Raw genomic sequence first — 19,759 nt, 5'->3', positions numbered from 1 at the left:
CGTCAGACCACCAGGGTCGCGTAGACCACATAGTTGTCGTCGAACTCGCCCGTGTCCGGGTTGTAGCCGTCGCAGGTGATGAGGCGCAGCTCCGAGCCCGGCGTGTTGCCGTACACCGTGAGGGTGGGGAACTCGTCCTTCTCGTAGGCCTCGCCGCGCTGGAACTCGAAGACAGCCGTGGTCCCGTCCTCCCGGATCACGTTGATGCGGTCACCGGTCCTCAGGGCACGGAGGTCGGCGAAGACGCCCTTGCCGCCGTCGGTGGCGTTCACATGCCCGAGCATCACCGCGGGGCCGCGGTCACCGGGGGTGGGGGACTGGTTGTACCAGCTCGCGGGGGCGCCCGGGCCGTCCGGCGGGACCTTGAGGCTCCGGTTCTCGCGCAGGCCGAGGCTCAGCAGGTCCGTGCGGACATCGATCGACGGGATCTCCAGCGTCACCGGCGCGGAGGCTGGAAGCACCGCGGGTGCGTCGACAGCCGGGGAAACGGCGGGGGCCGGAGGAGCGGCGGGGGCCGGGGAAGCGGTGGACGGCGTGGGCGTGCTCGCCGGGCTACTGGCCGCCGGGGATGCCGGAGCTGGTCCGGGAGCGTCGGTACCGCACCCGGCGATGAGGAGAAGAGCGGCCACCGCCGGGGCCGTGAAGCCCCAGCGGTGGCCGATCGCCTTACTGGTCACGAGGGACCAGGACTAGGCGTTCGCTGCTGCGCGGCGGCGGACGGCGAAGGTGCCGCCGGCTGCTGCGGCGAGGACGAGCCCGCCGCCGAGGGCGATCATGCCCGTGGAGGAGGAGGACTCGGTGGCCACACCGGTGTCCGCTCCGCCGGAGGGCATGGCGCCCATCTGGGTCTTCACGAGCGTGCCGCACAGTGCGGGCGAGGTGGCGCCGAGGGGCAGCTCGGGAGCGATCTCGGAGGGGCTGCTGAAGACCTCGGTGGAGACGCCCGCGGTCGCGGGATCCAGGCCGTGCACGACGACGACGGCGACGCCGTCCTCGAGTGACTTCTGGGTCGCGGCGTCGAGAGTGATGGTGCGCTGGACGGAGTAGGTGCCGCCCTGGCCGCCGAGCTGCAGGTTGAGGCCCTCAGCAGGGGTGGTGGCGCCGGAGGTGGTGAGGGTGGTCTGGATGGCACCGTAGCCCGGTACGCCCTCGGCGACGTTGACGATGCCGTCGCCATTGGCGTCGTCGGCCGGGGTGGGGCACTTGCCGGCCGCTCCGCCGTGGATGTGCTGGACATGCGGGTACGGCGCGTCCATGAAGGTCTGCGCGAGGCCGGACACCTGCAGGTTGACGGTGGCCTGGTTACCGACGACGTCGACGGTGATGCTGCCGGTGCCCGTGGTGCCGTTGAGCTGGCCCAGCGTGGACGAGTAGCTGGCGTCGGCCGCCGTTGCGGGGGCTCCCGCCATGGCGACGGCGCCGAGTGCGAGGGCGGGTACTGCCAGGAGACGCATCTTCTTGTTCATGGGGTCATTCCTCCGTAGTGCGAGTGAGGCGCACCGTGGGGCGCGCGTACCTGTTCTTCGGCGTGATCTGCGTTACGGATGGGAGATCTGGGGAAAGTCTTCGAGAAGGCTGACAGTTCGCCCGCGGTGGAAGGCGCCGGGGCCGAACGGGCCATGGGGAAGAATGATGGCATGCAGTCACTAGGGAGTAATGAACGGCCCGCGGGCCGGGGTCTGAGCATGCGCATGGGCAGTGCCGGGATGGCCGTCATGCTGGTCGTGTTCCTGGTCGCCGTGGTCTTCGCGGCGAACCAGAACGACGTCGTCGGCTGGCTGGTGGTGATCATCTCGCTCGGATGGCTCCTGATCTTCAGCTTCGTCGTCTTCAGTCTGCGCTCGGCAGCGCGCAAGGCCGCCGCCCGGCTGCAGGGACACGGTGCCTTCGGGGCGCCAGGCCAGTCCACGGCGGGCCCGACCGCCACCGACCGTGCACGGGATCTGAAGCTCGACCACAGCTTCAAGATCGTGCAGGTGCAGGTGGGCGTGGTCCGCGACTACCTGGGCAAGGACGAGGGGATGGTGGAGCGAGCGCTCGAGACGATCGAGATCACCTCGCACAACGCCCGCTCCATGATGAAGGGCTCGAGCGAGGGCCCTGTCGAGGGCACCGTCGTCGAGTGAGGGCCGTCCCACCGGCCGCACCTGGGGCGGCCCGCGGGGTAAGGTTGATCGGGTGAGTCCGGCACCGAACCCTCCGCAGAAACCCCTGCGCATCGCCTCCGTGAACGTCAACGGAATCCGCGCCGCCTACAAGCGCGGGATGCAGGACTGGCTGGGCGGGCGCGACGTCGACATCCTCTGTCTGCAGGAGGTCCGCGCACCCGACGCCGTCGTCCGCAGCCTCCTCGGGGAGGGCTGGCACATCCTGCACACCGAGGCCGAGGCCAAGGGCCGCGCCGGTGTTGTCATCGCCTCGCGCCGGGCCCCCGTCGCGACACGCACGTCCATCGGCGACAGCTACTTCGACACGGCCGGCCGGTGGGTCGAGGCCGACTTCGACGTCGACGGCGCGAGTCTCACCGTGGTGAGCGCCTACGTGCACTCCGGCGAGGTCGGCACCCAGAAGCAGGACGACAAGTACCGCTTCCTCGACGCGATGACCACCCGCCTGCCGCAGCTCAGGGACGGCGCCGACCACGCCGTGGTCATGGGCGACCTCAACGTGGGCCACACCGAGCTGGACATCCGGAACTGGAAGGGCAACGTCAAGAACGCCGGGTTCCTCCCCGAGGAACGCGCCTACTTCGACCGGTTCTTCTCGGACGAATGCGGTTTCCTCGACGTGGCCCGGCTCCTCGCCGGGGACGTCGACGGGCCGTACACCTGGTGGTCCTGGCGGGGCAAGGCCTTCGACAACGACACCGGCTGGCGTATCGACTACCAGCTCGCCACGCAGGCCCTCGCGAAGAGCGCACTGAGCGCAGAGGTCGACAGGGCCCCGAGCTGGGACACACGGTTCTCCGACCACGCCCCGCTCGTCGTCGACTACCAGATCTAGACCACAGGACAGCCTCCATGACAGTCACCGCGACATCGTCCACGCCCGTCCCGGACACCGGTCGGCGCCAGCGCGTCCTCTCCGGCATGCAGCCCTCCGCCGGATCGCTGCACCTCGGCAACTACCTCGGCGCGCTCGTGCACTGGGTGCGGCTCCAGGAGACCTACGACGCCGTCTTCTTCATCCCCGATCTCCACGCCATCACGGTGGCGCAGGATCCGCAGGAACTCGCCCACCGGACGCGGCTCACGGCGGCCCAGTACATCGCCGGCGGTGTCGACCCGGACCGGGCCACGCTCTTCGTGCAGTCCCACGTCCCCGAGCACGCCCAGCTCGCCTGGGTGCTGAACTGCTTCACCGGGTTCGGCGAGGCGTCCCGCATGACCCAGTTCAAGGACAAGGCCTCGAAGCAGGGGACCGACGTGGCGAGCGTGGGCCTGTTCACCTATCCGATCCTGCAGGCGGCGGACATCCTCCTGTACCAGCCCGACGGCGTGCCCGTCGGCGAGGACCAGCGCCAGCACGTGGAGCTCAGCCGCGACCTGGCGCAGCGCTTCAACGCACGCTACGGCGACACGTTCGTGGTTCCCCGGCCCTTCATCCAGAAGGAGTCCGCGAAGATCTACGACCTGCAGAACCCGGCGGCGAAGATGTCGAAGTCCGGGCCCTCGCCGGCCGGCCTGATCAACTTGCTGGACGATCCGAAGGTGACCACCAAGCGCATCAAGTCCGCCGTCACCGACGCCGGCTCGGAGATCCGCTTCGACCCGGCGGAGAAGCCGGGCATCTCGAACCTGCTCTCGATCTACTCGGCCCTCACCGGCAGGGGCATCGCCGACCTCGAGGAGGCGTACGAGGGGCGCATGTACGGGCATCTCAAGGTGGACCTGGCCGAGGTGGTCGTCGAGGCGCTCGCCCCCGTGCGGACCCGTGCCGAGGAACTACTGGCCGACCCCGCGGAGCTCGACCGCCTGCTCGCCAAGGGCGCGGCGAAGGCACGCGACCTGGCGGCCCCCACGCTCGCCGATGTCTACGCGAAGGTGGGTTTCCTGCCCGCAGCGGGAGCCCGCTGACCCATGGACGCTTCGACCGGCCGGCCCCGAGGAGCGGTGACAGCCCTGACCCGTTCGCGCCCGAGCGGCAGCAGCGTGGGCGTCACCATCCCCATCCCCGAGCCCCTCGCCGGCGATCTCGAGGCGTGGCGCGCCTCCTTCGGTGATCCCATGGCCGCCGTGGTGCCACCCCATATCACCCTCATCACGACGACGCCGGCCACCGACTGGGACGACACCATCGACCACGTGCGCGCGGTGGCGCGCCGGCAGCACCCCTTCACGGTGACCCTGCGCGGCACGGGCTCCTTCCGGCCGGTGTCGCCCGTGGTGTTCCTGAAGCTCGCTCAGGGCTTCGACGAATGCGTGGAGTTGCACGAGAGGCTCCAGGCCGGTCCCCTCGACCGTGATCTCGAGTTCCCCTTCCACCCGCACGTGACCGTCGCGCATGATGTGTCCGAGGCGGGCATGGACGCGGCGGGCGAGCTGCTGGGGGGCTTCGAGGCCTCCTTCGAGGTGCGGTCGATGGGACTCTACGAGCACGTGCCGTCCGGGCTGTGGAAACTGAGGGAGGACCTGCGCTTTGGCGAGGACGCTGACAGCTCCGAAGCCGCCGCGGGTTGACCAGCCGTCGCCGGTCAGCCTGCCCGATCTGCAGCGGCGGGCCATCGACGCGCAGGTCAAGGTCGGTCGGCTGACCCGCTCCGGGAGCGGCGGCACCGAGCTCCTGCTCGCGCGGGTGGACCTCGCACTGTGCCGCTTCTTCACGTTGCGGCCCGTGCGGGTGGTCCTGCTGTACAACGAGCGGCGCGGCCCACTGATGGCGGCCGGACTGGCGTACCGCCTCTTCTTCGCGATCGCTGCGCTGCTGGTGGTCGCGTTCGCCGCCCTCGGGATCGTGATCGCCGGCGACGAGGCCCTGCGCACGATCGCTGTCGACGCCCTCGACAGGGCGGTACCCGGACTGATCGGGGAGGAGGGCGGCGAGGGCGGCCTGGTGACCGCCAGGAGGCTCTTCGAGGCCACCAGCGGACTGGGCTGGACGATCGTCGTGTCCTCGGCGGTGATGCTCGTGACCGCCCTGGGCTGGATCGGCGGGATGCGTCAGGCCATGCGCGGCATCTTCGCCCTGGAGCCCGTCGCGGTCCACCCCGTGGTGCTCTGGGTGAAGGATCTCGGCACGCTCGCGCTGCTCGGGGTCATCATGCTCGTGACCACCGCGCTTGGGGTCATCGCCAACAACACCGTCGGCGCCCTCCTCGCCGTCCTGCGGCTGAACGCGGCAACCCAGATCCTGACCCAGGCTGCAGGCTTCGCGGTGATGATCCTCCTGGACATCCTCGTGGCCGTGGTCCTGTTCCGCTCCGCGTCGGCCATCGAGATGCCCCGGCGGGTCCTGATCCAGGGTGCGTTCATCGCGGGGCTCGGCACCACCCTGCTGCGGACCTTCTCGGCGCAGATCCTGGCCGGCTTCGGCAACAACCCGCTCCTGCTGTCCTTCGCGGTGATCCTCGCGCTGTTCATCTGGTTCTTCCTGCTCAGCCAGGTCTACCTGCTCGCGACCGCCTGGTGCGCCATCGGCTCGGCGGACGCGGGTGTGGCCTCCGACCGGGAGCTGCAGGCCAAGGCGGGAACGCTGTGGCAGCGCAGCCGCCGCAAGATCCGGGCTCAGAGGACCAACGGGTCCTGAACCGCCGGTGCTGATCGGGCCACGTCGCACGTGTTGCCTGAACGCGAGGAAGGGCGGCCCCCAGGGGGGCCGCCCTTCCTCGTGCCGGTGTCACCGGCGGTGGTTCGTCGGCGCCGGCTCAGACCTTGCGGGTCAGGATGGCCTGCTTGACCTCGGAGATGGCCTTCGTGACCTGGATGCCACGGGGGCATGCCTCCGAGCAGTTGAAGGTGGTGCGGCAGCGCCACACACCTTCCTTGTCGTTGAGGATCTCGAGGCGCATGTCGCCGGCATCGTCGCGCGAGTCGAAGATGAAGCGGTGTGCGTTCACGATCGCGGCCGGGCCGAAGTACTGGCCGTCGGTCCAGAACACGGGGCAGGAGGACGTGCACGCCGCGCACAGGATGCACTTGGTGGTGTCGTCGTAGCGATCGCGCTCCTCGGCCGACTGCAGGCGCTCCTTCGCGGGCTCGTGACCCTTGCTGATCAGGAACGGCATGATCTCGCGGTACGACTGGAAGAACGGCTCCATGTCGACGATCAGGTCCTTCTCCACCGGCAGGCCCTTGATGGGCTCCACGAGGATGGGCTTGGACGTGTCGAGGTCCTTGAGCAGCGTCTTGCAGGCCAGGCGGTTGCGGCCGTTGATGCGCATCGCATCGGAGCCGCACACACCGTGGGCGCAGGACCGCCGGAAGGACACCGAGCCGTCATGCTCCCACTTGACCTTGTGCAGGGCGTCCAGCACGCGGTCCGTGCCGTACATGGTCAGCTGCCACTCGTCCCAGTGGGCCTCGTCCGAGACCTCCGGGTTGTAGCGCCGTACCTTGAGGGTGACGTCGAAGGTGGGGATCTCCCCGCCGGCGACGTCCTTGCTGAGCTCGACCTTGGAGGCCGGCTCCTTCTCCATCGTTTCGGTGCTCATCAGTACTTACGCTCCATGGGCTGGTATCGGGTGAAGATAACCGGTTTGGTCTCAAGGCGGACGCCGCTCGTCAGGGTGGCGCTCGGGTCCTTGTAGGCCATGGAATGGGTCATGAAATTCTCGTCGTCCCGCTCAGGATAGTCCTCGCGGAAGTGCCCCCCGCGGGATTCCTTACGGTGCAGGGCCGCCGCGGTCATGACCTTCGCCATGTCGAGGAGGAACCCGAGCTCCACGGCCTCGAGCAGGTCGAGGTTGAACCGCTTGCCCTTGTCCTGCACGGTGATGCGCGTGTACCGCTCCTCGAGCGTATCGATCACGCGCAGTGCCTCGAGCAGGGTCTCCTCCGTGCGGAACACCTGGACATTCGCGTCCATGATGTCCTGCAGTTCCTTGCGGATCAGCGCCACGCGCTCCCCGCCCTCTGAGCTGCGGGCCCGGTTGAGCAGTTCCTCGGTCTCCAGCGTGGGGTTCTCGGGGATCTCCACGAAGTCCGCGGTCAGGGCGTACTCCGCGGCGGCGAGGCCCGCCCGCTTGCCGAAGACGTTGATGTCGAGCAGCGAGTTGGTCCCCAGGCGGTTCGAGCCGTGGACCGAGACGCATGCGACCTCGCCGGCCGCGTACAGGCCGGGCACCACGGTGTCGTTGTCCGCCAGCACCTCGGCCTCGATGTTGGTCGGGATGCCGCCCATGGCGTAGTGGGCCGTGGGGAAGACGGGCACCGGCTCCGTGTAGGGCTCCACGCCGAGGTAGGTGCGGGCGAACTCGGTGATGTCCGGGAGCTTCGCGTCGATGTGCGCGGGCTCGAGGTGCGTGAGGTCGAGCAGGACGTAGTCCTTGTTCGGGCCGGCGCCGCGGCCCTCGCGCACCTCGTTCGCCATGGACCGCGCCACGATGTCGCGGGGGGCGAGGTCCTTGATGGTGGGGGCGTAGCGCTCCATGAAGCGCTCACCCTCCGAGTTGCGGAGGATGGCACCCTCACCGCGGGCTGCCTCGGACAGGAGGATCCCGAGGCCGGCGAGGCCGGTCGGGTGGAACTGGAAGAATTCCATGTCCTCGAGGGGGATCCCGCGGCGGAAGGCGATGCCCATGCCGTCGCCGGTCAGCGTGTGGGCGTTCGACGTCGTCTTGTAGACCTTGCCGACACCACCGGAGGCGAAGACGACCGACTTCGCCTGGAAGACGTGCAGCTCTCCCGAGGCGAGGTCGTAGGAGACGACGCCGGCGACGCGCTTCTGGATGCGGGTCTCGCCGTCGACGATGACCTGCTCGTCGACCATGAGCAGGTCCAGCACGTAGTACTCGTTGTAGAACTCGACGTTGTGCTTGACGCAGTTCTGGTAGAGCGTCTGGAGGATCATGTGCCCGGTGCGGTCGGCCGCGTAGCACGAGCGGCGCACGGGCGCCTTGCCGTGGTCACGGGTGTGGCCGCCGAAGCGTCGCTGGTCGATGCGTCCCTCGGGCGTGCGGTTGAACGGCAGGCCCATCTTCTCGAGATCGAGGACCGCCTCGATGGCCTCCTTCGCCATGACCTCGGCGGCGTCCTGGTCGACGAGGTAGTCACCGCCCTTGACGGTGTCGAACGTGTGCCACTCCCAGTTGTCCTCCTCCACGTTGGCGAGTGCTGCGCACATGCCTCCCTGCGCGGCCCCCGTGTGGGAGCGCGTGGGGTAGAGCTTCGTCAGGACGGCGGTGCGGGCGCGCTGCCCGGACTCGATGGCTGCGCGCATCCCCGCGCCGCCGGCGCCGACGATGACGACGTCGTACTTGTGGACCTGCATGCTGGTCGCTCTTTCTGTTGAAACCGGTGGGTGCACGGGGCCTTCCGATGGGTCCGCCGTGCGGGGGCTGCCGGTGACCGGCAGGTACTACCGAGAAGGGTTACGGGGTGGGGCAGTAGTCCGCGACATGGGCCACGCCGTTGATCACGGGGCAGGGATCGAAGGTGAAGATCACGAGGGTGCCGAGGACCACGATGACGACGGTCGCCGTGTAGAGCACGCCCTTGAGCCACATCCGCGTGCTGTTCTTGTCCGCGTAGTCGTTGATGATGACGCGGATGCCGTTGGTGCCGTGCAGCATGGCGAGCCACAGCATCGTGAGGTCCCAGATCTGCCAGAACGGACTGGCCCACTTGCCGGCGACGAAACCGAAATCAATGCCGCTGATGCCGTCGCCGGCCACGAGGTTCACGTAGAGGTGGACGAAGATCAGCACCACCAGGATGGCGCCGGAGATCCGCATGAACAGCCATGCGATCATCTCGAAGTTGCTGCGCGAGGTGGAGGAACGGGAGTAACCCGGTGCAACCCGTCCGGAACGGGGGGTTTCGATGATTGGGGTAGCCATGGGTACTAGCCTCCGAAGACGTGCGAGAGATGGCGGATCGAGAAGGCGATCATGACGACCGCCCAGAGGCCGACGACGCCCCAGAGCATCTGGCGGTGGTACTTGGGGCCCTTCTTCCAGAAGTCCACGAGGATCAGTCGGATGCCGTTGAAGGCATGGAAGACGATCGCGGCGACCAGTCCGAGTTCGCCGAGGCCCATGATTGGGTTCTTGTACGAGGCGATCACCGCGTCGTACGCCTCGGGGGACACCCGGACGAGCGACGTGTCCAGGACGTGGACGAGGAGGAAGAAGAAAATCACGACCCCCGTGATGCGGTGGGCCACCCAGGACCATTGGCCTTCACGGCCCCGGTAGAGGGTGCCCGCTGGTGTCAGCGACTTAGTCAGTGTCTTCGGCATTGAATGTACCTCCCTGCATCGCATGGGCGTTAGCGCGATATACGCAGGGATTACGCCGGTGCGACAGCACTCTTCAGTAACAATAATCTAGGCCGGTGACACTCCTGGATCAATTTAGGGCGGCCTTCCCTGTGACCTTGTTAACACCCGGGCCCGGCACGCGGTTCCGGGTGCTTCCCGGGTGTCGGTTACCGTGGACGTGATGACTACCGAGAGGGCCGCTGCCCAGACCCATGACAACGTGATGGACCGCTTCTACGGCGTGATCCCCGCGGGAGGTACCGGCACGCGCCTGTGGCCGCTCTCGCGTGCGGCCGCTCCGAAGTTCCTCCACGACCTGACCGGCTCCGGCAGCACCCTGATCCGTGCCACCTACGACCGCCTGCGGCCGCTCTGCGACGGACGCACCATGGTGGTCACCGGGATGGTGCACCGGCGGGCCGTGCTCGAACAGCTGCCCGAGATCGACGACGCGAACCTCGTGCTCGAGGCGGAGCCCAAGGACTCAGGGGCGGCGATCGGGCTGGCTGCGGCGATCCTGCACCAGAGGGACCCGGGCATCATCATGGGGTCCTTCGCGGCCGACCAGGTGATCGCGCCGGTGGAGGTCTTCCAGGACGCCGTGCGGGAGGCGATCCATACGGCGGCCCGCGGCTACATCGTCACGATCGGCATCAAGCCCACCCATGCCTCCACCGGCTTCGGCTACATCCGGGCCGGTGAGGCGCTCGGGACCGAGGGCGCACCCAGCGCGCGCGCGGTCATCGAGTTCGTGGAGAAGCCCTCGCAGGAGGTCGCCGACGGCTACATCGGGAGCGGCAACTACTCGTGGAACGCCGGCATGTTCGTGGCGCCGGTCGACCTCATGCTCAAGCACCTGTCCGCGAACGAGCCGGAGCTGTACGCGGGCCTCATGGAGATCGCCGAGGCCTGGGACACGCCCCAGCGCGTCGAGGTGGCCCGCCGGGTCTGGCCGACGCTGCCGAAGATCGCCATCGACTACGCCGTGGCGGAGCCGGCCGCCGCCGCGGGCGACGTCGCCATGATCCCGGGCGAGTTCAGCTGGGACGACGTCGGGGACTTCGCCGCGATCGGTCGCCTGAACCCCGCCGAGGAGAACAGCGAGCTCACCGTGATGGGGGAGGGCGCGCGCGTCTTCTCCGAGAACGCCTCCGGCATCGTGGTGTCCGACACCAAGCGCGTGATCGCGCTCATCGGGATCGACGACGTCGTCATCGTCGACACCCCCGACGCCCTGCTCGTCACCACGAAGGAGCACGCGCAGGAGGTCAAGAAGGCCGTGGAGCGGCTGCGCGCCAGCGGGGACACCGACGTCCTGTGACCCCGGCGTCCTCCCGGGACGCCCATCTGTCGAACAGCCACGCTCGTGGGTCCCGTGTGGGGTCCGCGGGTCCCCGGTGGGTAGGCTGAAGGAGTGAAGACGTTCAGCAGGCAGAGTCCGCCGACCACCCGGGTAGGGGCCTCCCTCGACCTGTTCCACGGTGAGCTCATCGGAATGCGCCGCGACATCCACCGCCACCCGGAGCTGTCCTACAAGGAGCACCGCACCACCGACGTCATCGTGGCCCGGCTCGAGCAGGCGGGACTGGCGCCCCAGCGGCTCGAGGGCACCGGTGCGTTCGTGGACGTGGGGAGCGGGCCGCTCCGGCTCGCGCTGCGCGCCGACATCGACGCCCTGCCGATCATCGAGGAGACGGGCCTCGACTACGAGTCCGCCTCGACGGGCATCACCCACGCCTGCGGTCACGACATCCACACCACGGTGATGCTCGGCGTCGCCCTGGTGCTCGCCGACCTCGACGCCGAGGAGGCCCTGCCCGGCACGGTCAGGATCATCTTCCAGCCCGCCGAGGAGCTGATGCCCGGCGGCGCGCTCGACGTGATCGCCCAGGGCGTGCTGGTCGGCGTCCCGCGCATCCTCGCGCTGCACTGCGACCCGAGGATCGACGTCGGCTCCGTCGGCACCCGGATCGGGGCCATCACGTCCGCGTCGGACACCATCCGCGTCGAGCTCACGGGCCGGGGCGGGCACACGTCGCGCCCCCACCTCACCGAGGACCTCGTCTTCGCACTCGCCTCGATCGCCGTGAACGTGCCGGCCGTCCTCTCGCGCCGCATCGACGTACGCAGCGCCGTGTCCGTGGTGTGGGGCCAGATCCACGCCGGTTCCGCCCCCAACGCCATCCCGGCCCACGGGTTCATGTCCGGGACGCTCCGGTGCCTGGAGGGGGAGGCCTGGCAATCCGCTGGCGAGATGCTCGACCGCGCCGTGCGCGAGGTGGCGGCACCGTTCGGCGTGGACGTGAAACTGGAGCACATCCGGGGAGTGCCGCCGGTGGTGAACCAGGAGGCCGAGACCGGGCTGCTGGAGGCCGCCGCGCGCGCCGAACTCGGGTCCCACGCCGTCGTCCTGACGCCGCAGTCCATGGGCGGCGAGGACTTCGCCTGGATGACCCAGGAGGTGCCCGGCGCCATGATGCGCCTCGGCACGAGGACCCCCGGCGGGGAGACGTTCGACCTCCACCGCGGCGACTACGCGCCGGACGAGCGCGCCATCGGCTGCGGTGTCCGGGTCATGGCTGCGGCAGCCCTGCAGGTCCTGCGGGGCGAGGACGCCTGAGGGCGTCCTCCGGGGCGTCGGCGCATAACGAAAACCGAACGATCCCGGCCCGCGGGCGGGCCATGTAGTGCTGCCCGTCACTTGGCCCTTAGGATGTTCGCATACGTGCTGCACCGACGGTGTCGCGGCGCCACGGTCTTCCAGTGACAACAGAGCCTCGGATCGCTTCAGACCCGGGAAGAGACACTCACTGGTACTCGTACCTGTGGCGCATTTCTTTCCTGGAGGCATTTTGAAGAACTCACTGCGCAAGTTTTCGCGCGGCACCGGCCTGTCCGCCGCCGTTCTCGGCGTTTCGGCCCTCGTCCTCTCCGGCTGCGGTGCACCGCCGGCCGAGGACTCGTCCGGAGGCGGCGCCAGCGCCGAGGCCGGTTCCGACTACCTCGGCTGCATCGTCTCCGACTCCGGTGGATTCGACGACCGCTCGTTCAACCAGTCCAGCTACGAGGGACTGAAGAAGGCGGAGACGGACCTCGGCATCGAGATCAACCAGGCCGAGTCGCAGGCCGAGACCGATTTCGGCCCCAACGTCGACCAGATGGTCCAGGCCGGCTGCAACCTCACGGTCACCGTGGGCTTCCTGCTCGCCGACACCACCAAGGCCGCTGCCGAGACCAACACGGACGCGAACTTCGCGATCGTCGACGACAACTCGATCGACCTGCCGAACGTCAAGCCGATCATCTACGACACGGCGCAGGCCGCCTTCCTCGCGGGCTACACGGCCGCGGCGACGAGCGAGACCGGCAAGGTCGCCACCTACGGCGGTATCAACATCCCCACCGTCACCATCTTCATGGACGGCTTCGCCGAGGGCGTGGCCTACTTCAACGAGGAGACGGGCGGCGACGTGCAGCTGCTCGGCTGGGACAAGGAGAGCCAGAACGGCACCTTCGTCGGCAACTTCGAGGACGCAGCCGCCGGCAAGACCAACACCCAGAACTTCATCAACGAGGGCGCCGACATCATCATGCCGGTCGCCGGTCCCGTGGGCTCCGGCACGCTCGACGCCGTCATCGAGGCCAACGCCGCGGGCAAGGACGTCAAGGCGATCTGGGTCGACTCCGACGGCTACGAGACCGCGGGCAAGGGCGAGGAGTTCATCCTCACCTCGGTCATGAAGCTCATGGGCGACGCCGTCGAGGACGTCATCCGCACCGACGTCGAGGGCAACTTCGACAACACCCCGTACGTGGGCACGCTGGAGAACGGTGGAGTGGCCCTCGCGCCGTTCCACGACCAGGAGGCCAACGTCCCCGCCGATCTGCAGACCAAGCTCGACGAGCTCAAGGAGCAGATCATCTCGGGCGAGATCACGGTCGACTCGGCCGCCAGCCCCGAGTAGCACCACCACCGCTACGCAGACCGCCTTCCTCCCCGCGGATCCCCGCCGGGAGGAGGGCGGTTTGCGTTCACCCCGCGTGCGTGCCCCCGAGCCGCACCCGGTATCCTTTCCGATGGCTTTCTGACAGCCACGGCAGACACACAACAGAACAGGCTGGTTGAGTTGTGAAACTCGAACTGATCGGCATCACGAAGCGCTTCGGATCGCTCGTGGCCAACGACTCCATCGACCTCGTCGTGGAACCAGGGCAGGTGCACAGCCTGCTCGGCGAGAACGGGGCAGGCAAGTCCACGCTCATGAACGTGCTGTACGGGCTCTACGACCCCACCGAGGGTGAGATCCGGGTCGACGACGAGCCGGTGACCTTCAAGGGGCCCGGGGACGCGATGGCCGCCGGGATCGGCATGGTGCACCAGCACTTCATGCTCGTCCCCGTCTTCACCGTCGCCGAGAACGTGGCGCTCGGCAACGAGACCACGAAGGCCGGCGGCATGCTCAACCTGCAGGAGACGCGCGCGCGCATCCGGCAGATCTCCGACCAGTACGGGTTCGACGTCGATCCCGACGCGGTGGTCGAGGACCTCCCGGTCGGTGTGCAGCAGCGCGTCGAGATCATCAAGGCCCTCGTCCGGGACGCCGAGGTGCTGATCCTCGACGAGCCGACGGCCGTGCTGACGCCCAAGGAGACCGACGAACTGCTCGGCATCATGGCGCAGCTGAAGGCCGACGGCAAGTCGATCGTGTTCATCTCGCACAAGCTGCGCGAGGTCAAGGCGGTGTCCGACGTCATCACCGTGATCCGCCGCGGCAAGGTCGTCGGGACCGCCGACCCGGGTGCTCCCACCACGGAGCTCGCGTCCCTCATGGTCGGCCGGTCCGTCAGCCTGACCCTCGACAAGCAGCTCGCGACCCCCGGCGACGTGACCTTCAGGGTCCGCGACCTCACGGTCCAGGCCGCCAACGGCCAGCGCGTCGTGGACGGCCTCAGCTTCGACGTCGCGCAGGGCGAGATCCTCGCGATCGCAGGCGTCCAGGGCAACGGGCAGACCGAACTCACCGAGGCGATCATGGGCCTGCAGGACCACGTCTCGGGCTCCATCACGCTCGGCGGCGAGGAACTCGTGGGCCGCAGCGTCAAGGACATCATCCGCGCCGGGGTCGGGTTCGTACCCGAGGACCGCAGCGTCGAAGGACTCGTCGGCACGTTCTCCGTGGCCGAGAACCTCATCCTCAACCGGTACGACGACGCCCCCTTCGCCCGGGGCCTGTCCATGTCGCCGTCCGCGATCGAGAAGAACGCCGACGAGAAGATCGCCGAGTACGACGTCCGCACGCAGTCGGCCTCGGCCGCGGCGGGCACGCTCTCCGGCGGCAACCAGCAGAAGGTCGTCATGGCCCGCGAGTTCTCGCGGCCGCTCAAACTGTTCATCGCCTCACAGCCCACCCGCGGCGTCGACGTCGGATCCATCGAGTTCCTGCACCGCCGGATCGTCGCCGAGCGCGACGGCGGCACGCCGGTCATCATCGTCTCCACGGAGCTCGACGAGGTCCTGGAGCTCGCCGACCGCATCGCGGTTCTGTACCGGGGCCGGCTCATGGGCATCGTGCCCGGTGCCGTCTCCCGCGATGTCCTCGGCCTCATGATGGCCGGAATGCCCGCCGACGAGGCGCTGGCGCAGGCACACGACGTTCAAGGAGGAAACCTGTGACCCCGCAGGACGACAGGCCGGTATCCCCGGCGACCGGCGACGGCGCACCCCACACGCGCCGGCAGGCGAAGGACGCCGCACGCCAGGACGAGGTGCGCCTCGAGAACGCCGTCGAGACGGCCGACGGCGAGCTGCCGCCGCCCGCCGTCCCCGCGACCGCCGCCGGCCTCGGCGCCGGCCCCGCCCCCGACGCTCCGCTCCTGCACCGCATCATGACAGGGAACGCGCTCGTCGCCTTCCTCTCCGTGGTGCTCTCCCTGATCCTCGGCGGCCTGCTCATCGCGGTGACCGACCAGAACGTGGCCCGGGCGTCGTCGTACTTCTTCAGCCGCCCCCAGGACACCCTCGGTGCCGCCTGGACCGCCGCCTCCGGCGCCTACCTCGCGCTCTTCCAGGGGTCGGTGATCAACTTCGAGGGTGACTCCTTCACCCGGATCATCTACCCGCTCACCCAGACCCTGACCGTCGCGACGCCGCTGATCTGCGCCGGGCTCGGCGTGGCCCTGGCCTTCCGGGCAGGCCTGTTCAACATCGGCGCGCAGGGGCAGATCCTCATCGGCGCGACGTTCGCCGGCTGGATCGGTTTCACCCTGCACCTGCCGGCCGGCATCCACCTGCTGCTCGTGATCCTCGCGGGGATGGTGGGGGGCGCCGTCTGGGCAGGGCTCGTGGGACTCCTCAAGGCCCGCACCGGCGCCCACGAGGTCATCCTCACCATCATGTTCAACTACATCGCGACGAACCTCGTGCTGTACTTCCTGAGCACCCCCGCGTTCCAGCGCCCGGGATCCACGAACCCGATCAGCCCCCAGCTTGACGCGACGGCGCTCTACCCGCCGCTGCTCGGTCCGGCCTTCCGCCTGCACTGGGGCTTCGTGGTCGCGGTGCTCGCCACGGTGTTCGTGTGGTGGCTGCTGAACCGCTCGACCGTCGGGTTCGAGCTCCGGGCCGTCGGCGCGAACGCGAGTGCGGCCCGCACGGCCGGTGTCAACGTCAGCAAGGGCTACATCCTCGCCATGGCCATCGCCGGGGCCCTCGCGGGCCTGGCCGGCGTGGCGCAGGTGTCCGGGACGGAGAAGGTGCTGACCTCGGGCGTCGCGGCGAGCTTCGGCTTCGACGCGATCACCGTCGCGCTCCTCGGGCGTTCCTCGCCATGGGGTACCTTCGCCGCCGGCATCCTGTTCGGGGCGTTCCGTGCCGGGGGAGTGGCCATGCAGGCCTCGACGGGCACGAGCATCGACATCGTCCTCGTGGTGCAGTCGCTCATCGTCCTCTTCATCGCAGCGCCGCCGCTCGTCCGCGCGCTGTTCCGCCTCCCGTCACCCGGCGCCCCGCGCGCCGGCAAGGGCGGCTCCACGACCCGCACGCCAGCCTCGACCGGAGCAGCAGCATGAGCACAGCAACCACAGCCCGCGTCAGCGATGGCACCGCCGTCCGCAGCTGGAAGAACCCGATCATCCTCTCCGTCGTCGCCCTCCTCGCGCTGCTGGTCTTCGCCCTCGGCGCGCCCGGCAACGACGTCACGTTCCGCCTCTCCGAGGAGGGCGACCCGGTGGTCCTACCCTCGATCGTCGTGTCGGCGCCGGTGATCGGCTGGATCGCAGCCCTCGCGATGCTCGCCCTCGCCGTCCTCGCGATCCTCCGGACGCGATCGGGGCAGAAGGTCCCCACGTGGGTTCCGGCCGTGTTCGCCGTGCTGTTCCTCGTCGCCTTCCTGACCTGGGTGGTCGGCAGTGCCCGCACCCCCAACGTGGCCCTCTACGGTCTCCTCGCCGGATCGGTCACGCTCGCCGTCCCGCTGATCTTCGGCTCCCTCTCGGGTGTGCTCTGCGAGCGGTCCGGCGTCGTGAACATCGCCATCGAGGGGCAGCTGCTGTTCGGGGCCTTCGCTGCCGCCGTCGCGGCGTCGCTCTCGGGTAGCGCGCTCGTGGGCCTCGTCGCCGCGGCCGTCGCGGGCGTCCTCGTGTCCCTCGTGCTGGCGGTGTTCAGCATCCGGTACGTCGTGAACCAGGTGATCGTGGGCGTGGTGCTGAACGTGCTCGTCTCCGGGCTCACCGGGTTCCTGTTCTCCGCCGTCCTCAGCGAGGACGCGGAGCGGTGGAACTCCCCGCCGCGCCTGCCCGTGATCGAGATCCCGCTGCTCGCGGACATCCCCGTGATCGGCCCGATCCTCTTCCAGCAGACGATCGTGGGCTACCTCATGTACGTCGCGGTGGCCGTGGTCTACGTGGCCCTCTACCACTCCCGCTGGGGCCTGCGCACGCGCGCCGTGGGGGAGCACCCGAAGGCCGCCGACACCCTCGGCGTGAACGTCAACCGGATGCGCTTCCTCAACGTGCTCCTCGCAGGCGTCGTCGCGGGGATCGGAGGATCCTTCTTCACGCTCGTCGCCGTGTCGGGCTTCGGTCGCGACATGACCGCCGGCCAGGGCTACATCGCCCTGGCAGCCCTCATCTTCGGTCGCTGGAACCCGATCGGCGCGTTCTTCGCGGCCCTGCTGTTCGGTTTCGCCACCAACCTGTCCAACGTGCTGAGCCTGCTCGGCACCCCCGTCCCGGACCAGTTCCTGCGCATGCTGCCCTACGTGGTGACGGTCTTCGCCGTCGCCGGTCTCGTGGGCCGCTCGCGGGCACCGGGTGCCAGCGGGATCCCGTACATCAAGGGCTAGGAGCAGCCATGACACATCCGCAGACCGCCGAGACGGCGATCCCCTGGGACACCCTCGCCGCCACGGCGACGGAGGCCATGAAGCGCGCGTACGTCCCGTACTCGAAGTTCCCCGTCGGTGTGGCGGCACTGCTCGACGACGGCCGGATCATCTCCGGCTGCAACGTGGAGAACGCCTCCTACGGGCTGACGCTGTGCGCCGAGTGCGCCCTCGTCAGCGCGCTCGCCATGAGCGGCGGCGGACGCATCCGCGCCTTCAGCTGCGTGGACGGCGAGGGCAACACGCTCATGCCGTGCGGGCGCTGCCGCCAGCTGCTGTACGAGTTCCGGGCACCCGACATGGTGCTGATGACCGTCAGCGGCATCCGCACCATGGACGAGGTCCTCCCCGACGCCTTCGGGCCGCAACACCTGACCTGAGTACCTGAGTTGCGGGGGCGCGGCCGTCCGGGCCCCCTTCCACCATCCGAACAACCCGAGGATCCCCCATGACCGAAGCCTTCGACGCCGTCGACATCATCCGCACCAAGCGCGACCGCGGCACCCTCACGCCCGAGCAGATCGACTGGACCATCGACGCCTACACGCGCGGTGCCATCGCCGACGAGCAGATGGCGGCCCTCAACATGGCGATCCTGCTCAACGGCATGGACCGTGCCGAGATCTCCCGGTGGACGGCCGCCATGATCGCGTCGGGGGAGCGCATGGACTTCTCCTCCCTGGGCCGCCCGACGAGCGACAAGCACTCGACGGGCGGCGTGGGCGACAAGATCACCCTGCCCCTGGCCCCGCTCGTCGCCGTCTTCGGTGTCGCCGTTCCCCAGCTCTCGGGCCGCGGACTCGGCCACACCGGCGGCACGCTGGACAAGCTCGAGTCCATCCCCGGCTGGCAGGCGCACCTCAGCAACGAGGACATGCTGCGCCAGCTCGCCGAGGTGGGCGCGGTCATCTGCGCCGCCGGGACAGGGCTCGCCCCGGCGGACAAGAAGCTCTACGCCCTGCGCGACGTCACCGGCACGGTGGAGGCGATCCCGCTCATCGCATCCTCGATCATGAGCAAGAAGATCGCCGAGGGGACCGGCTCGCTGGTCCTGGACGTGAAGGTGGGCAGTGGCGCATTCATGAAGGACGTGGCCCAGGCGCGTGAGCTCGCCGAGACGATGGTGGCGCTCGGCCTCGACGCCGGCGTCAACACCGTGGCCCTGCTCACCGACATGAGCACCCCGCTCGGCCTCACCGCCGGCAACGCCATCGAGGTCGAGGAGTCGGTGGAGGTCCTCGCCGGCGGCGGCCCGGCCGACGTCGTCGAGCTCACCGTACGCCTCGCCGAGGAGATGCTCGCCTGCGCGGGCGTGCACGACGCGGACCCCGCCGCGGCACTGAAGGACGGTCGCGCCATGGACGTCTGGAACCGGATGATCGAGGCGCAGGGCGGCGACCCGCGGGCCACGCTCCCGGTCGCGAAGGAGTCCGAGATCGTCCTCGCCCCGGCCGACGGCGTCCTCGTGGGCCTGGACGCCCTCTCCGTCGGCGTGGCCGCCTGGCGTCTCGGTGCCGGCCGTGCCCGCAAGGAGGACCAGGTGCAGGCGGGGGCCGGCGTGCGCCTGCACGCGAAACCCGGCGCGACCGTGCGTGCGGGCGAGCCGCTGATGACGCTCCTCACGGACACGCCGGAGAAGTTCGACCGCGCGCGGGAGGCACTCGCCGATGCCGTCGTGATCGCCCCGGAGGGCTCCCGGCCCGCGCAGCAGCTCATCCTCGACCGCATCGCCTAGGACGTGGCTCCTGGCGGTCCGGAGCGGGGCCCGGAAGAACATCCGGGTGTCACCTGTCGTCGACCGCCGGCCCCCGCTCCGGGAGGTCCGGGAGTACCTCGCTCGGACGTCGAGCTACGCGGAACTCGTGTCGACGCAGCCTGACCCGTGCGGGTGAGCGCCGAGCTGAACTAGGGTGATCCTCGTACCACAGATGCACCATGCGCCTCATGTGGCACGAACAGCT

General features: G+C 69.1%; 19 protein-coding genes. 13 read left to right on the top strand and 6 right to left on the bottom strand.

The features are described 5' to 3' along the window. Positions 1–2: 2 nt before the first annotated feature. Positions 3–677 (bottom strand): class F sortase, encoded by a 675-nt coding sequence (locus ACX80N_RS16210; RefSeq protein ID WP_459340185.1) that lies wholly within the window; start codon positions 675–677, stop codon positions 3–5. Positions 678–689: 12 nt separating this feature from the next. Continuing rightward, positions 690–1,466, bottom strand: a complete 777-nt coding sequence (locus tag ACX80N_RS16205) for a hypothetical protein (RefSeq protein ID WP_105031324.1) — start codon at positions 1,464–1,466, stop codon at positions 690–692. A 171-nt stretch (positions 1,467–1,637) separates the two neighbouring features. Here ACX80N_RS16205 and ACX80N_RS16200 point away from each other — a divergent pair, with 171 nt between their 5' ends. Genes ACX80N_RS16200 through ACX80N_RS16180 form a run of 5 tightly spaced genes read left to right on the top strand, consistent with a single transcriptional unit; the run spans position 1,638 to position 5,745 of the window. Further along, positions 1,638–2,126: a hypothetical protein gene (locus ACX80N_RS16200; protein WP_105031628.1), complete on the top strand. Its 489-nt coding sequence runs from the start codon at positions 1,638–1,640 to the stop codon at positions 2,124–2,126. A gap of 52 nt (positions 2,127–2,178) precedes the next feature. Next, the gene (locus tag ACX80N_RS16195) at positions 2,179–3,003 is read left to right on the top strand and encodes an exodeoxyribonuclease III (RefSeq protein WP_459340184.1); all 825 of its coding nucleotides are present in this window, start codon (positions 2,179–2,181) and stop codon (positions 3,001–3,003) included. 17 nt (positions 3,004–3,020) lie between these two features. Next, positions 3,021–4,076, top strand: a complete 1,056-nt coding sequence (gene trpS / locus ACX80N_RS16190) for a tryptophan--tRNA ligase (RefSeq protein ID WP_105031326.1) — start codon at positions 3,021–3,023, stop codon at positions 4,074–4,076. Positions 4,077–4,112: 36 nt separating this feature from the next. Further along, complete coding sequence (locus ACX80N_RS16185; RefSeq protein ID WP_240615049.1) at positions 4,113–4,679, top strand: 2'-5' RNA ligase family protein; 567 nt, start codon at positions 4,113–4,115, stop codon at positions 4,677–4,679. Next, on the top strand, positions 4,639–5,745 hold the full coding sequence (locus tag ACX80N_RS16180) for a YihY/virulence factor BrkB family protein (RefSeq protein ID WP_105031328.1): 1,107 nt from the start codon (positions 4,639–4,641) through the stop codon (positions 5,743–5,745). The genes ACX80N_RS16185 and ACX80N_RS16180 overlap by 41 nt, the downstream gene beginning before the upstream one ends. A 118-nt stretch (positions 5,746–5,863) precedes the next feature. On the opposite strand, the gene ACX80N_RS16175 is transcribed toward ACX80N_RS16180, so the two are convergent. From ACX80N_RS16175 to sdhC, 4 genes are all read right to left on the bottom strand, one after another. Next, positions 5,864–6,649, bottom strand: a complete 786-nt coding sequence (locus ACX80N_RS16175) for a succinate dehydrogenase iron-sulfur subunit (protein WP_105031329.1) — start codon at positions 6,647–6,649, stop codon at positions 5,864–5,866. Then, positions 6,649–8,427: a succinate dehydrogenase flavoprotein subunit gene (sdhA, locus tag ACX80N_RS16170; protein WP_105031330.1), complete on the bottom strand. Its 1,779-nt coding sequence runs from the start codon at positions 8,425–8,427 to the stop codon at positions 6,649–6,651. Before sdhA ends, ACX80N_RS16175 begins: the two co-directional genes overlap by 1 nt. Before the next feature lie 100 nt (positions 8,428–8,527). Further along, complete coding sequence (locus ACX80N_RS16165; protein WP_105031331.1) at positions 8,528–8,995, bottom strand: succinate dehydrogenase hydrophobic membrane anchor subunit; 468 nt, start codon at positions 8,993–8,995, stop codon at positions 8,528–8,530. Between the two features lie 5 nt (positions 8,996–9,000). Further along, the gene (gene sdhC, locus ACX80N_RS16160) at positions 9,001–9,396 is read right to left on the bottom strand and encodes a succinate dehydrogenase, cytochrome b556 subunit (RefSeq protein ID WP_240615050.1); all 396 of its coding nucleotides are present in this window, start codon (positions 9,394–9,396) and stop codon (positions 9,001–9,003) included. A gap of 202 nt (positions 9,397–9,598) precedes the next feature. Here sdhC and ACX80N_RS16155 point away from each other — a divergent pair, with 202 nt between their 5' ends. The 8 genes from ACX80N_RS16155 (at position 9,599) to ACX80N_RS16120 (ending at position 19,533) form a co-directional block, all read left to right on the top strand. Then, the gene (locus ACX80N_RS16155) at positions 9,599–10,738 is read left to right on the top strand and encodes a mannose-1-phosphate guanylyltransferase (protein ID WP_105031333.1); all 1,140 of its coding nucleotides are present in this window, start codon (positions 9,599–9,601) and stop codon (positions 10,736–10,738) included. A gap of 174 nt (positions 10,739–10,912) precedes the next feature. Continuing rightward, positions 10,913–12,037: an amidohydrolase gene (locus tag ACX80N_RS16150; protein WP_459340215.1), complete on the top strand. Its 1,125-nt coding sequence runs from the start codon at positions 10,913–10,915 to the stop codon at positions 12,035–12,037. Between the two features lie 232 nt (positions 12,038–12,269). Further along, complete coding sequence (locus ACX80N_RS16145; protein WP_105031335.1) at positions 12,270–13,382, top strand: BMP family lipoprotein; 1,113 nt, start codon at positions 12,270–12,272, stop codon at positions 13,380–13,382. A gap of 164 nt (positions 13,383–13,546) precedes the next feature. Beyond that, positions 13,547–15,091, top strand: coding sequence for an ABC transporter ATP-binding protein (locus tag ACX80N_RS16140; RefSeq protein WP_459340183.1), 1,545 nt, complete (start codon positions 13,547–13,549; stop codon positions 15,089–15,091). Further along, a complete protein-coding gene (locus tag ACX80N_RS16135; RefSeq protein ID WP_105031337.1) occupies positions 15,088–16,485 on the top strand; it encodes an ABC transporter permease in 1,398 nt (465 codons plus the stop codon). Before ACX80N_RS16140 ends, ACX80N_RS16135 begins: the two co-directional genes overlap by 4 nt. Continuing rightward, positions 16,482–17,759: an ABC transporter permease gene (locus tag ACX80N_RS16130; RefSeq protein WP_459340182.1), complete on the top strand. Its 1,278-nt coding sequence runs from the start codon at positions 16,482–16,484 to the stop codon at positions 17,757–17,759. The genes ACX80N_RS16135 and ACX80N_RS16130 overlap by 4 nt, the downstream gene beginning before the upstream one ends. Before the next feature lie 8 nt (positions 17,760–17,767). Next, on the top strand, positions 17,768–18,178 hold the full coding sequence (locus ACX80N_RS16125; RefSeq protein WP_459340181.1) for a cytidine deaminase: 411 nt from the start codon (positions 17,768–17,770) through the stop codon (positions 18,176–18,178). 68 nt (positions 18,179–18,246) lie between these two features. Beyond that, the gene (locus tag ACX80N_RS16120; RefSeq protein WP_459340180.1) at positions 18,247–19,533 is read left to right on the top strand and encodes a thymidine phosphorylase; all 1,287 of its coding nucleotides are present in this window, start codon (positions 18,247–18,249) and stop codon (positions 19,531–19,533) included. Positions 19,534–19,759 lie beyond the last annotated feature (226 nt).

The organism is Arthrobacter sp. MDT2-16 (genome assembly GCF_054510925.1).
Note: the sequence above shows the minus strand (reverse complement) of the source record. Positions and strands in the feature narration are given on the sequence as shown.

What these genes read in the sequence shown, in the direction of transcription:
- ACX80N_RS16205 (WP_105031324.1), bottom strand. Translation starts at nt 1,466, where the DNA reads ATGAACAAGAAGATGCGTCTCCTGGCAGTACCCGCCCTCGCACTCGGC.
- ACX80N_RS16120 (WP_459340180.1), top strand. Translation starts at nt 18,247, where the DNA reads ATGACCGAAGCCTTCGACGCCGTCGACATCATCCGCACCAAGCGCGAC.
- ACX80N_RS16200 (WP_105031628.1), top strand. Translation starts at nt 1,638, where the DNA reads ATGCAGTCACTAGGGAGTAATGAACGGCCCGCGGGCCGGGGTCTGAGC.
- sdhA (WP_105031330.1), bottom strand. Translation starts at nt 8,427, where the DNA reads ATGCAGGTCCACAAGTACGACGTCGTCATCGTCGGCGCCGGCGGCGCG.
- ACX80N_RS16150 (WP_459340215.1), top strand. Translation starts at nt 10,913, where the DNA reads ATGCGCCGCGACATCCACCGCCACCCGGAGCTGTCCTACAAGGAGCAC.
- ACX80N_RS16175 (WP_105031329.1), bottom strand. Translation starts at nt 6,649, where the DNA reads ATGAGCACCGAAACGATGGAGAAGGAGCCGGCCTCCAAGGTCGAGCTC.
- ACX80N_RS16155 (WP_105031333.1), top strand. Translation starts at nt 9,599, where the DNA reads ATGACTACCGAGAGGGCCGCTGCCCAGACCCATGACAACGTGATGGAC.
- ACX80N_RS16165 (WP_105031331.1), bottom strand. Translation starts at nt 8,995, where the DNA reads ATGGCTACCCCAATCATCGAAACCCCCCGTTCCGGACGGGTTGCACCG.
- trpS (WP_105031326.1), top strand. Translation starts at nt 3,021, where the DNA reads ATGACAGTCACCGCGACATCGTCCACGCCCGTCCCGGACACCGGTCGG.
- ACX80N_RS16130 (WP_459340182.1), top strand. Translation starts at nt 16,482, where the DNA reads ATGAGCACAGCAACCACAGCCCGCGTCAGCGATGGCACCGCCGTCCGC.
- ACX80N_RS16125 (WP_459340181.1), top strand. Translation starts at nt 17,768, where the DNA reads ATGACACATCCGCAGACCGCCGAGACGGCGATCCCCTGGGACACCCTC.
- sdhC (WP_240615050.1), bottom strand. Translation starts at nt 9,396, where the DNA reads ATGCCGAAGACACTGACTAAGTCGCTGACACCAGCGGGCACCCTCTAC.